General features: G+C 41.6%; 11 protein-coding genes and 1 tRNA gene. 6 read left to right on the forward strand and 6 right to left on the reverse strand.

Translation table 11 applies throughout. From position 1 onward, the window contains the following. The first annotated feature begins 2 nt into the window (after positions 1-2). The 3 genes from ACM9H2_RS02825 (at position 3) to ACM9H2_RS02835 (ending at position 1,982) form a co-directional block, all read left to right on the forward strand. A complete protein-coding gene (locus ACM9H2_RS02825) occupies positions 3-329 on the forward strand; it encodes a 30S ribosomal protein S10 (RefSeq protein ID WP_415487978.1) in 327 nt (108 codons plus the stop codon). 66 nt (positions 330-395) lie between these two features. Beyond that, entirely contained in the window at positions 396-1,298 is a 903-nt protein-coding gene (locus ACM9H2_RS02830) for a DMT family transporter (protein WP_415487980.1), read from the forward strand. Between the two features lie 42 nt (positions 1,299-1,340). Then, positions 1,341-1,982: a cyclase family protein gene (locus ACM9H2_RS02835; RefSeq protein WP_415487982.1), complete on the forward strand. Its 642-nt coding sequence runs from the start codon at positions 1,341-1,343 to the stop codon at positions 1,980-1,982. Here the strand turns inward: ACM9H2_RS02835 and ACM9H2_RS02840 are convergent. Continuing rightward, positions 1,977-2,936 carry an LLM class flavin-dependent oxidoreductase gene (locus tag ACM9H2_RS02840; RefSeq protein WP_415487984.1) on the reverse strand — a complete coding sequence of 320 codons (960 nt, stop codon included), beginning with the start codon at positions 2,934-2,936 and terminating at the stop codon, positions 1,977-1,979. The genes ACM9H2_RS02835 and ACM9H2_RS02840 overlap by 6 nt on opposite strands. A gap of 41 nt (positions 2,937-2,977) precedes the next feature. After that, positions 2,978-4,018: a DNA-methyltransferase gene (locus tag ACM9H2_RS02845; RefSeq protein ID WP_415487986.1), complete on the reverse strand. Its 1,041-nt coding sequence runs from the start codon at positions 4,016-4,018 to the stop codon at positions 2,978-2,980. A 162-nt stretch (positions 4,019-4,180) separates the two neighbouring features. Here ACM9H2_RS02845 and ACM9H2_RS02850 point away from each other — a divergent pair. From ACM9H2_RS02850 to ACM9H2_RS02860, 3 genes are all read left to right on the forward strand, one after another. Continuing rightward, positions 4,181-4,265: transfer RNA gene (locus ACM9H2_RS02850), tRNA-Leu, on the forward strand. Positions 4,266-4,380: 115 nt separating this feature from the next. Further along, complete coding sequence (locus ACM9H2_RS02855) at positions 4,381-4,947, forward strand: nicotinamidase (RefSeq protein ID WP_415487988.1); 567 nt, start codon at positions 4,381-4,383, stop codon at positions 4,945-4,947. A gap of 123 nt (positions 4,948-5,070) precedes the next feature. Continuing rightward, positions 5,071-6,264 carry a DUF63 family protein gene (locus tag ACM9H2_RS02860; protein WP_415487990.1) on the forward strand — a complete coding sequence of 398 codons (1,194 nt, stop codon included), beginning with the start codon at positions 5,071-5,073 and terminating at the stop codon, positions 6,262-6,264. Here ACM9H2_RS02860 and ACM9H2_RS02865 read toward each other — a convergent pair. The 4 genes from ACM9H2_RS02865 to gnd all read right to left on the reverse strand — a co-directional run bounded on the left by ACM9H2_RS02865 (position 6,261) and on the right by gnd (position 12,669). Beyond that, positions 6,261-8,009 carry a YcaO-like family protein gene (locus ACM9H2_RS02865; RefSeq protein ID WP_415487992.1) on the reverse strand — a complete coding sequence of 583 codons (1,749 nt, stop codon included), beginning with the start codon at positions 8,007-8,009 and terminating at the stop codon, positions 6,261-6,263. The two genes, ACM9H2_RS02860 and ACM9H2_RS02865, sit on opposite strands and share 4 nt — an antisense overlap. Positions 8,010-8,034: 25 nt before the next feature. Next, positions 8,035-8,856 carry a DUF5821 family protein gene (locus ACM9H2_RS02870; RefSeq protein WP_415487994.1) on the reverse strand — a complete coding sequence of 274 codons (822 nt, stop codon included), beginning with the start codon at positions 8,854-8,856 and terminating at the stop codon, positions 8,035-8,037. Positions 8,857-8,966: 110 nt separating this feature from the next. Then, positions 8,967-11,594, reverse strand: coding sequence for a valine--tRNA ligase (locus ACM9H2_RS02875; RefSeq protein WP_415487996.1), 2,628 nt, complete (start codon positions 11,592-11,594; stop codon positions 8,967-8,969). Positions 11,595-11,643: 49 nt separating this feature from the next. Then, positions 11,644-12,669 carry a phosphogluconate dehydrogenase (NAD(+)-dependent, decarboxylating) gene (gnd, locus tag ACM9H2_RS02880; RefSeq protein ID WP_415487998.1) on the reverse strand — a complete coding sequence of 342 codons (1,026 nt, stop codon included), beginning with the start codon at positions 12,667-12,669 and terminating at the stop codon, positions 11,644-11,646. Positions 12,670-12,674: the final 5 nt, after the last annotated feature.

Below are 12,674 nucleotides of genomic sequence, written 5' to 3' on the forward strand. Positions count from 1 at the left end.
GTATGACGTTTGTAACTAGACTTACGCTGAGGAGTGGGGATAGAAACTCTCTAGATAAAATAGTAGGAGATATCAAGCATTCTGCGGAGAAGAAAGGAGTGAGAGTGCGAGGTCCACATACTCCACCACCTCAAACTTATCGGGCGCCACAATATAAAAGATTGGACGATATAGAAAGAAAATTCCCCCCGTGGGAATATAATGTGTATGAGAGGTGGATAGAAATATCAGGACACGACGCTTCTGTTCGAAGAGTTACAGATATAGAGTTTCCAAAAGGCATACACGTCGAGGTTGAAGTTTTACAAGTGGGGCTAAAAAATAGCTAACGAGGGTGAAATGAGGCGGAAATTGTTTCGGAACAGTGACATCCTATCCAAAGGACTACTAGGTTGATGAGTAATACCGTAGGGATATTGTTTGCTTTGTTGGCAGGTATATCAATCGCTGCCATGGCTATTTTTGTGAGAATGGCTACAAAAAAGGGAGGGGATGCATTTACAGCAGTTATTGTTAGTCTCGTTTTGAATTTGATTATCATAATCCCAGCAGTAGCAATGATATACTATCCAGAATATGGCATAACATTGAGATCGTTTTTGGCATTCGTGGGGGCAGGATTGACGGGGACTTTGACTGGGAGAGTATTTTATTTTGAAGGAATTAGCCGAGTGGGGGCTAGTCGGGCAGATGCCATCAAGGCGACTATGCCGATATTTGCTACGATTACGGCCATATTGGTATTAGGAGAAGATCCTACTACAACCCATATACTTGCAATATTGGCCGTCGTGATGGGAGTGTGGATCATTTCGTCGGAGATTATGCTGAATAAAGGTGGGGAAAGTGTGGTAGGAAAGAGAAGGGACATTATATATCCGGTGTTGGCTGCAGTGTGTTTTGGTTTTGAGCCCATATTTGCTAGAATTGGAGTATTAGAAGGGACACCGGCTCAAGTTGGAGTGAGTATAAAGATATTAATTGCCGCAACTGGATTTTTGCTCTACTTCGTTTGGAAGGAAGAATTACCAGATGTAAAAGAGTTCTTAGCAGATAGAGAAATTGCCAAATGGCATATCTTGGCAGGATTGGCGAATACCTCAATGATGGTATTCTACTATGCTGCAATAGAGAATGCCCCAGTGGTGTTTGTAGTCCCGTTCCTCCAAACTAGTCCACTATTCGTGGTTATTTTTTCATATATTTGGATACAAGATATAGAGCGTATTTCATGGAGATTGGTGCTAGGGGTTATAGTAATGATTTGTGCAGCAATAATTATAACCACCATAGCGTAGAAAAACAGAAATGTTTTGCAGATAGATTGTCTTTAAATCAATATGATAGATCTTACAGTTCCTATGGGAAAGGAGCTCCCATCCTTTCCAGGGTATCCAGGTTTTGAATATGAACAGTGGGGGGGGCATAATGAAGGAGGTGGTGCGTTGATGCACTATTACTCGGCAAATACTCACCAGGGTACACATATAGATGCACCTTATCACTTTATCCCAGGTGGAAGAACTGTAGATGAATTGACATTTGAGGAGTTAGTGGGCCCTACAAAAGTAGTAGATTTGAGGGAATTCAAGGGGAAGTCGATTACAGCAGAAATATTAGATGATCATGAGAGTGTGATTGAGAAAAAAGATAAAGTCATAATGGTTACAGGAGACGTTGATGCTAATTTTTTTACAGGTGATTTTTTCAAAGAGGCTTCAGATATTACTCTTGATGCGGCAGAGTGGCTTATTGAACGGGAGGTAGAACTGATAGTGAACGATTTTCTCACTGAGGCGGTCCCAGGGGAACCAGACCGACCAGTTCATAAAGCCCTTTTAGGAGCAGATATCCCGGTGGTCGAATATATTTGCAATATAGAACAAATAGTAGGATATGAGAGTATTTGGATTGGGTGTTTCCCCATGTTGATAAAAGGATTTGAAGGTACGCCTACTCGCGTAGTTGCAAGGGCCCTATAGATTGAATAGGTCAGAATACAAATCTAGTTGATTTTTTTGATCAAGTGTGGGGAAGCGGACTATGAAATGTTCAACACCAGCATCAATGAATGAATGTATTTTTTCTGCGACTATCTCAGGAGGTCCAAATACTCCCGCTTTTTTCAGATTGGCATCGGGGATATTCCAGGGATAGTAAGCGCCTATATAGTCCCTAGCTTGGGCAAATGCTTCTTTTTCACTGGGGGCGATTACTACATCGGTATAATTGGTTGCAACAATCGAAGATTCCCTCCCTGATTTTTCCACGATATCCCGAGCATGAGAGATCATACTAGAATAGTTCGAAGGATCTGTTTGGGGCATCAAACCGTCTGCGTGTTGTTCTATTCTTTTTTGGATTGAATTTGGAAAACCAGATTTTGAATCGAACTTAGTGGCTGCCACATAGATGGGTGGTTCCCGGGTGGGAGGAACGTTGAGACAAGCATCGTTAAAGGAGTAAATCCCAGGGGAACTAACAGTTTCCCCACGCCACAAATTTCTAATTAGATCGAGGGAATCATTGAGAATGTTTCCACGTTCGGAGAAGGGGACACCTAAATTCATGCTTTCGTTTAGAGTAGATTCATGAGAAGTTCCGACACCGACGCCAAAAATAAATCTTCCACCAGATAGTTGATCAAGTGTTGCAGTTGCATGGGCAACATGAATGGGATGGCGCAAATGTAATAAATAAATTGCAGTTCCAATTTGGACTTTTTTTGTCAAAATTGCTATTGAAGCAAGTGTGGTGAGTGGTTCCAGTCGGTATCTTGTCAAGATGCTATCTCCAACCCACAATGAGGAAAAATCTAAAGATTCTGCATGGGAAGCTAAAGTTAGTAAAGCGGCAGTATTGGAAGAAAGAGACATCGAAGAATCACTCTGCATGGTGATACCACGGGTGGGAAGGACATATCCGTGTGAAACCATAGCTCACTTGATCGTGGTGAGTCCAGTGATAAAAATCTTTTTCAATCGAGATACGTTGCCGTGTGAAGACAATCATTTTCGGTGTGGATATTTAAAACAGTGGGCAAGGTTAGATTTATTTCTTGTTTAGTTACTACAGGAGTTGAATAATTTGTGTTGATATATTTGAGTGTTTTTCCATCATTTTCTCTTTGTTGGACGAAGTCGAAGTGGCTTTGTAATCGGAGAGGGGAATAATTTTTTAGAACATCAGAATTGTCAGTTATACGTTGAGTTATATGACCGCCGAAGGATTCATTTAACTCAATTCCAACACTATTTCTTCCAGAAGCTATTGCGCTTAAAAGAGTAGTTCCAGTGCCAAGGTAAGGATCTAGAACTAGATCCCCTTGGACTGAAAACATATTAATCAGTCGAGTAGATAGCTCCAAGGGATATGCTGCACTTCGGGCTCGTAGATCTTCCGAATGTAGACTTTGGCGATTTCCTTTTAAATCTTGCCATAAATCGGAGAACCACTGGTTGCGTTCCTCCCAAAAAATTGCACTTTTTTGTCTATTTTTCTTTTCTTCTTCTGTTTTAAATTTCCTTTTTCCAGATTTCCTGAGCACTAGAATGTGTTCATATTCGAGGGTGACATATGCCCCGGTTGGCAACATTCCAGAGCCCATAAACTTAGCTGGAGAATTAGTTTGTTTTTTCCAAATGATTCCAGGTAAAGAATGGAATCCTATGTCAGAACAAAAGGATAGTATCTTGGCATGGGAGGGATATAGTTGAAATTCACCGCCTAATGTTCGGGTGGCGTCTCCGATATTTATGCATGCATATCCACCTTTTTTCAATACCCGATAACATTCCGACCAGACTTTATTGAGTTCTTCGTGCATGAGATTGAAAGCCAAAATCCCGTTTTGGGAAGATAATACTTCTTTGATTTTTGGATTTTGGGTGATAAATAGATCATCCCACATTTCGATCATTGGATAGGGGGGAGAAGTTACAATCAGATCAATGCTGTCGTTGGATATGTAGCGCATATCACGACTATCATTAAAAATTATTTTGTGTTTTGTTTCCATGATATATAGAATGGGGAATATATTGAATACAGGGCGGTGCTGATACGTACTTCTATCGGTAAAAATTGGATATATTTTCGGAAAGGTTAGATAAATGAGGTCATAAGATCATAAGGCGAACTAGATGAATAGACAGAAAGTCGTATTCTGGTCCGAAAGTTCGGGGGGGTAGCCAAGCCAGGCCAAAGGCGGCAGACTCAAGATCTGCTCACGTAGGTGTTCACGGGTTCGAATCCTGTCCCCCCCACTGAGAGTTAAGGGTAGAAATCACCCATATTTTTACTATAAGTTGGATGCATTTTTCCAGAGTTAAATAGGAGGGTATTTTGAGTGGTGTCTACTATAAGAAAGTCTTGTTAATTATGAATGACACAGCATTAATAATAGTAGACATACAGAATGACTTTTGCAAAGGTGGTCCATTAGAGGTTAAGAATGGAGAAGAAGTGATCAGGGGACTTAATGAAATGATAGATAAATTTCATACAGAGGGAAAACCCGTTTATGCTACAAAGGATTGGCATCCTTTAGATCACTGTAGTTTTCAGACAAATGGGGGATTGTGGCCTGTTCATTGTGTTCAGGGGACCCCGGGGGCTAGACTTCATCCAGAATTATTGATTGATGACAGAGTAGGTATAATCAACAAAGGTACTGAAACTGGTGAAGAAGCATATTCTGGTTTTGATGGGACAGATTTTGCTGAGCAGTTAAGAGAAAATAATATATCAAATGTGATTATAGGCGGACTGGCTACGGATTATTGTGTTCACGGGACCACGATCGGGGCTGTAGAAAATGGGTTTTCTACTTCAGTGATTGAAGATTTGATTAGAGGTGTAGAAGTAAATCAGGGGGATTGTGCCAACGCGATTAAAGAAATGAAAGGCTCGGGTGCAAAATTCATCCAATCGTCGTCATTGGTTTAATTAATAGAAATACGATAGTTTATACAGTTCATACAATGAGATTCGTTTCCGCCCTTCCGATCTCGGGTTACTTCGGGTTTATATTTGCTGAAATCAAATAAAAAGTATCTAAGTAGAACTATTATGAAACCTACAGAAGATGGGAAATTAAAATTGCTTGTGGACAGATGGGGGAATCTAGGATCGTGGTCAATTAGGTTCAAAATTGCTTTGATTTCCATTGTATTAATACCATGTATAATATTTAGAGGAACAATATATGACGTCTTTTGGCGTTACTTTTGGGGCCCAATACTTGCGGATGCAACCGGATCTGCTTGTGCTGTGAAGGGGACTTCTACTGCTTCAGGGTATGGAGGACAGCTAGTCCGTGGTTTTGAAGTAGTTCAGTATGCAAATGTGTGTTCAGAGTTAGAAGGAATAGTGGCATATCCAGGATATACCTACGTGTCTGAAGTTGGATATGCACTCATACTAGTTTTGTTGCTTTTTGCAGTGGCCAGGATGTTCTCACAGATGGGAATCGAACTGGATACGCAACTAGTCTTTTCATTGATCCCATATATGCTATTTGGAGGGGCTCTTAGGGTTGTAGAAGACGCAAATGACATCGTCCCGGCAGGTGTAGAAGCTACGATTGGGTATCCACTTAATATACTTCTAATAAGCCCGGTGGTGTATGGGACTATGTTTTTAGTCACAATGGTAGCAATACTAGTTTCCGTAAAACTAGAGAGAATGGGACTTGTGGATAAATATAACCGAAGCCTATTTGCAATAGGTTCAGGACTCACAGGGGCAATATTATGTTATCTGGGCTGGCTTGTTCTCTCATGGCCTCATGTTTACCTGTATTTAGAAATAGCATTGGTTGTATTAGTGATGACAACCATTATTACAATGTTTTTATGGCGAGTGATAAATCGGGGGGGTAGTACGATGGCAGAGGGAGTAGGTGAGATTGGATTGGTTGTTTTATGGTCTCAAATTTTAGATGGTGTTGCAAATGTAGTGGGCATAGATTGGGTGTATAGATTAACAAGTGGAATGCAGCAAAATCTAGTGCCAAAACATCCCATAAACAGAGGGTTGGTGGAAATAGGGTCCCAGTTTCCAGATTGGATAACAAATATAATAGGAACGGCTTGGCCGTTCTTGGTGATCAAGATAGGTGCTGCACTTTTAGTAATTTATATTTTTGATAAGGAGGCGATGGAAGAAAACCCGAGCTGGACTATTTTGCTTTTAATTGTAATAATAGCAGTGGGTTTAGGTCCAGGAATGCGGGATTTACTAAGAGCGGTTTTGGGAATCTAAGGATAGGGATGATGGGGTCGATCTAATCTAGATCTAAAGTTGCCAAGTGAAGCGGATACAGTGCGTGCCCGAGATCCGAAAAAGGGCTTCTCGAAAAAGAGGGGCTGTGCCTCGGGGATAAGTATACGAACGGCTTCGAATCCTATGGTGGCGATATCAGGAGGAGTGAGTTGGACAGAATAAGAAGACAAATCTAAGGAATGTAAGTGAGTTAGGAGGAAGGATAGCTCTTCAGTTCGTGTGGAGAAAGTAGGAATAGAAAGATCGTTTGAGGGGATAGCGTCACTATGTCCTATGAAAGATTGTGCTTCTTTTGGAAAATTAGAATAAGTTCCTATTGCGGATGATTGATTGTTTGCGGTATCAGGACCCATAGATCGTAATTCCATCCAATTCTGTAATGCTTCGGAGAGAGCACCAATTGCTGCACGATTTGGGTTGATATTTGCACAAGAACCTACAGCGAATTTCGGCCATTTTGAAGATCTATGAACAGCTACGGTAACTACGGGAATATCTATATCTTGAGTTACTAAGAGAACGGTGGAATCGAGTCCTTTGGAATTGGCCATCTGAGATAAAAGATCGAACTCAGGATCGTCTGGTGAAAATGCAGAAGGGGGACGGTTGGAATACCAGGACAACATGGTTGCGTCTCGTTCTATAACTTCGTATAGGCCGGAGAGTTGGGCTTCTATGAGTGAGTTCCCTATTGCGAGTCCAGTGGTTATTGCGGGTTTATACTGTTCGGAAGGGTACGGGAAGACAGCGAATTCTGCAGGTAGCAAAACAGTTTCATTGGAATGAAGATCGATTCCACCAATCCAATCTATTGATTCATCTTTATAAAGATCAGGAGAGGGTTGGACGAAAGAAGAAGGAGAAATTGAATTTTTGAAACTAGAAGCGGGTCCAGATGTGAATGAATCGGGATCGTAAACTCCGGAACTATATCGCTCTAGAGCTTCTCCGATTGTCTTAATGAAAGCTTGGTCCCAATCGATGGCAACTCCAGCAGATTGTTTTCGGACTGATTGGGCGGTGAAGGAAGTTGTATCGCATAAATTTGCTAGATAATAAGGAGCAGGGAAAGACTCTGCTTCAGAAATTGTATTGATAATTCCGATACGCTCATCGATTGCATATTCTGCACGTTCCATGGTGGTTCCGGGGATATGGGTCGTGGAGGAATGGTCATTTGAAGAACAAGTAGGTACGGGGAGTAAAAGTCTATGTGTGATGGCACTATTCCCTCCGCTTATGTGTTCTATAGATAAATCTGAAATCTCGAACACATGGCTATGGGTCATATCGAAATTCAGCATGGAGTTCACTAGGTATGCGGAAAGGGATCCAAGTAAAGATTCAAAGGATGGGGAAATGGGAATAATAGATTTGGGATTCAATTCTTCCGAAGTAGATAAATTTGATTTTACTCTATCTCGAAGGCATAAATAGCAGGCAGTGGCAGGGTTAAATAGAGAAATTGAACCGAGGACAGGTGGTATGGAGTAACCACCAAGGCCTCCAAGTTCTATTGCGATCCAACTTGTAGTTATATCATCATTCACTTTTTCGAAAAGTGGAGATCCAACGTTGTCAACTACCAGAACCATAGAAAATGCTTTTAATTTAGATTTAGAAACAGATTCTATAGAAATGGGGGTGACGGAGATTTCAGATTGTTGGAGTGCAAATTCGATGGAAATTGAAGTGGCTCCATCTCCGATAAGACCTATTTTCACGGTATAACTTGTGCATCACAGATGTTTATCCATTACGGGGGAGTAATTCGGTTGCAGTGGTTAATAAGTTCTCAGGAGGGCAGGTCTCGAGCAGGGGGTGGGTTAGCCGGAGGCGGAGGCGAGGTCTTCCTACATTAACCGGAACCGTTTCAGTTGTAATCAGATTTAGTTGTTCCAATAGTTGTTTAGTTCGTGAAAAAGTTGCCCTGCTTGCAATGCCTATATCTTCGCCCCAGCGTGAAAGATCATATAGAAGGAGTTGGTTGCGTGCTGCGATTAGTAAACTCAATGCAACTTCATCCATAAAGTCATAGGTTGATGGAAGTTTTTGGAGAGAGAAAAGAGCGGTGGAAAAATCGGATTGGAGAGTAGTTCCAAATTGGGACTGAAGCGAATCCAAGACTAGAGAGAAGGGAGGAGTTGCTATATGGAAAGGTATAGATTGAGACCACAGATTATTGTAGAAGGTGTAAACATCTTCGGTTATGGGTTGGGCAGGGGTAGTGAGTGTCAAGGTTGAATTTCCGGCGTTTATTATAGTGATGAGGGAATTGCTAGTTAGCAATAGCTCGTTCGTGGGCAAAGTTTCTGCAGTTCGGAGTTCCAAGAGTCCAGTACTAGACAGTTCAGATAGATAGCTAGCTGTAATAAAATCATTTGTCGTTTCTTTAATGATGGCCCCATCGGACAGTATTCTAATGGAGGGAGGGTCAATTGAAGTGAATAGTAGATTAGTTATAGAAGTAATTAGTCGCTTAGAGGGACCGATTAAAAAAATTTGTCCGATATTTTCAGAAAAAAGTGTTTGTAACGTGGAGTCCAAATCGCGATTGAAAATAGAATCCATTTTTCGTAAAAGGACTATTGATTTTCAGATATATACTTGTTTTGGCTTAAATGAGAGATACAGGATCCTATGGGAGTTTGAAAAAAAGTCACCCAATGTGTTGATTTAAATCAAAGATGAAGTAAAATTGTGGCATTGGGAAGCGTGAGTACATTGACTTCTTTTCCTTCGTCTGTTTGATATTCTTCCATAATTTTGATCGCGTCTGGATTTATTGAGACCTCAGATCCATCTATTTCGAGTTTAAGAATTCCATTTGTTTCAAGTTGGAGTTTTACATCGGATATGGGCATTTCCTTTATTGCAGAGACAATGGTGTCTGATTTTTCACGGAAAATTGGGCCGATTAAACTGTAGTCTATTTGGATATCGGAGGGTGCAAGATTAAGATCAGGCTTTCCAGATTTTAAAGAGATTGGGGCATTAATGGCAGCAGACAGATCCAATGTATCGATTTGGTTTATTCCGGGGATGTAAAGCTCTACAGTGCTTATTTTTTCGTTGAGTGCCATTCCAGAATTCGCTTTCCAAGAGCGGATACTTTGGGCTATGTCGATTATGAGTCCTCCGGAAAAACTGATATCAGTAGTATCGGATAATTCAGGGAGGTTCGTGGGCCAAGGTGATGTGTGGACACTGTCGGTTGTCTGAGGAAGTCGAGAATATAGTTCTTCGCAAATGAAAGGGGTGAAAGGGGATAGCATTACAATAAGTGCGTGTAATGTGAGATATAGAGTATGAAGTGCTGCAGATTTTTCGGGAGTCTGATCGCCGTATATACGGCCTTTAACTAATTCAATATAATTATCGGCGAGGTCGTGCCAAATGAAATCTCGTAGTTTTCTTAATGCGGAATCGAATCGATATTTATCCATGTCTTGCGATACTTCCAGTACTAACGAATTTAGTTTAGAGAATAACCACAAGTCAGCAGTTCGATATGATGGATTTTCCAAAGAGGGTAAATCATTGGAAAAGTGAGTTGATGAAAAACGGACGATGTTCCATAGTTTTGTTAAGAAGCGGGATGCGCTAATGACCTCTTTCCATTGGAATTGGATATCACTTCCAGGATGACCACCCAATGCTATTGCCTGTCTAAATGCATCTGCGGAATACTCTTCAATGACCTCGCTTGGTTGGACAAAATTATTTCTCGATTTCGACATTTTATAGCCATCATCTCCAAAAACCATTCCATTGATTAGGGCTTCTTTCCAGGGTTCTTTTTGCACTATTGCTGCGGTTCTCAATATAGTATAAAATGCCCAGGTTCGGATGATGTCATGTCCCTGTTCTCGAAGAGACGTGGGAGTAAAGGTATTTTCGGGCCATCCACGAACATATAAGGGAGTTATTGAAGAATCCATCCATGTATCCATCACGTCTGTTTCGGGTGACCAAGTGGAAGAACCACAATTGGGACAAGTTCCAATAGAAGGATTGGTTTCAGTGGGATCTATTGGCAATTCATCTTCTTGTGCAATTGCTATGTACTCACAGGAAGAACAAAACCAGGCAGGAATGGGTGTGGCAAATACACGCTGACGGCTAATAACCCAATCCCAATCCATACTTTCCGTCCATTCTTTTAATCGAAGGAACATGTGTGCAGGAATCCAATCTACAGACTCGGCTTTTTTGAGTATATCTTTAGAGTCTACCTTTACAAACCACTGCTCGCGGCTTAAAATTTCAATGGGCGTGTCACAACGCCAACAGACACCAACGGATTGGTCTGTGTTTTCACTTTTGGCTAAATATTTTTGTTCAGATAAGGAAGTTACAATTGCACTTTTTGCTTCATCGATTGTCAATCCAGCATAATCCCCAGCTAGTTCTCCGAGATGGCCATCCTCTGTGAAGACGTCTCGGAGTGGCAGATTATACTCAGCCCACCAGGCGACATCTTGTTTATCTCCAAAAGTACAGATCATAACAGCGCCGGTGCCAAATTCGGGATCGACTGAGTCATCTGCGAATAGATGAACTTCGTGTTCAAATAGCGGCACTTTGAATGACTTTTCAAGTGCCCAGGAATAACGAGAATCAGTGGGGTTGACAGCGATAGCAACGCATGCTGCTAATAATTCGGGGCGAGTGGTAGCTATTTGAATATCATTTCCTTCAGTTCCGGAGAATTTTAAATAGTGAAGGCTCGCTTCTCGATCTAGGGTTTCTACTTCGGCGTCCGCGATTGCTGTTTCACATCTAGGACACCAATTTACAGGGTGTTCACTTCGATAAATATGCCCTTGGGAATGCATTTTAAGAAAAGATAATTGAGTTGTTCCCCAGAAGTGGGGGTCCATGGTTCTAAATTCGTAGTTCCAATCTTGAGAAAATCCTAGATCCAACATGACCTGTTTCATAGATTGTATTTGTTTTTCGGTGTAGTCAGAACACATTTTTCGGAAGACATCTCGGGGGATATCAGTGCGGTGAATACTATTTTTCTCTTCCACTTTAACTTCTGTGGGCAATCCGTGGCAGTCCCAGCCTTGAGGAAATAAAACATCGTAGCCCTGAAGCCGACGGTAGCGAGCTGCGAAATCCATATAACACCAACCAAGTGAGTTTCCAATATGGAAATTTCCGGTAGGATAAGGAGGAGGAGTATCAATTACGTAGTCTTCTGCCCCAGTGTCTTCGTAGCTATATAGTTGAGATTCAAACCAATAGTCCCTCCATTTGGGTTCGATTTCTTTTGGATTATAAAGTTCTGGAAAATCAATCATATCTAACTTCTGTTAAAAATACGTCGAATAGTAAATTGGGAAATCTCTTCTATTTCTTTTCATGGTGCCCCCCAAACATGAATCTCATTGCGGAGAGAATTTTATCGGCGAATGGGCTCGACCCCTGAGAATTGAATCTAGCAAACAAAGCAGCTGAAAGGGCAGGGGCGGGGACCCCTAAATCAACTGCAGAATTGATAGTCCAACGTCCTTCACCACTATCTGAAACTCTTCCAGAATAAGTATCCAATCCAGGAGATTCCCGGAGGGCGGCTGCGGTGAGATCTAGCAGCCAAGAGCCAACTACACTGCCACGACGCCATAATTCTGCTACTTCTGCGATGTCTAGATCGTATTGATAATTTTGAGGATCTTCCATGGGTGCTGTTTCGGCGTCAATGCCAACATATTCTTTTCCTTTATTTGCGGATTTGAGTATATTGAATCCCTCGGCATAAGATTGCATAATGCCATATTCGACACCATTGTGAACCATTTTAACAAAATGTCCCGCGCCCCAGGGACCACAATGTAACCATCCATTCTCTGCAGGGGTGATAGTAGAATCGGGTTGGGTTCTATCGATGGAATTTATATCAGGTGAAAGAGCATCGAAAATTGGTCTACAATAATTTATGTCTTCGTCAGTCCCTCCTATCATAAGGCAATACCCACGATCTAATCCCCAAACACCGCCAGAAGTGCCGCAATCGATATAGCCAATATTTTGATCCGCTAGGCGGATTCCCCGGTCCCGACTGTGTTTAAAATTACTATTTCCATGATCGATGATGATATCCCCAGGACGTACGTGAAGGAGAAGTTCAGATAGGGTATCGTCGACAGATCCTGCGGGAATAACCATGAGGAAAACACTTTTTGAATCGGTTGTGTCGTGAACCGAGCTTACCAGTGTTTCAATATCATTCGCATAACCATCTAGAGCATCGTCTTCGAAGAGCTTCTTGGCTGCTTCGACATTTCGTCGGTATCCCCAAACTTCATGGTCATTGTTGCGCAATCTACGGGACATATACTCACCCATTCTACCGAGTCCTATGACTCCAATTTTCATGTGTC

This window comes from Candidatus Hikarchaeum yamanae, assembly GCF_009889665.1.
In the GTDB taxonomy this organism is placed as follows: Archaea; Halobacteriota; Halobacteria; order Halobacteriales; family Hikarchaeaceae; genus Hikarchaeum; species Hikarchaeum yamanae.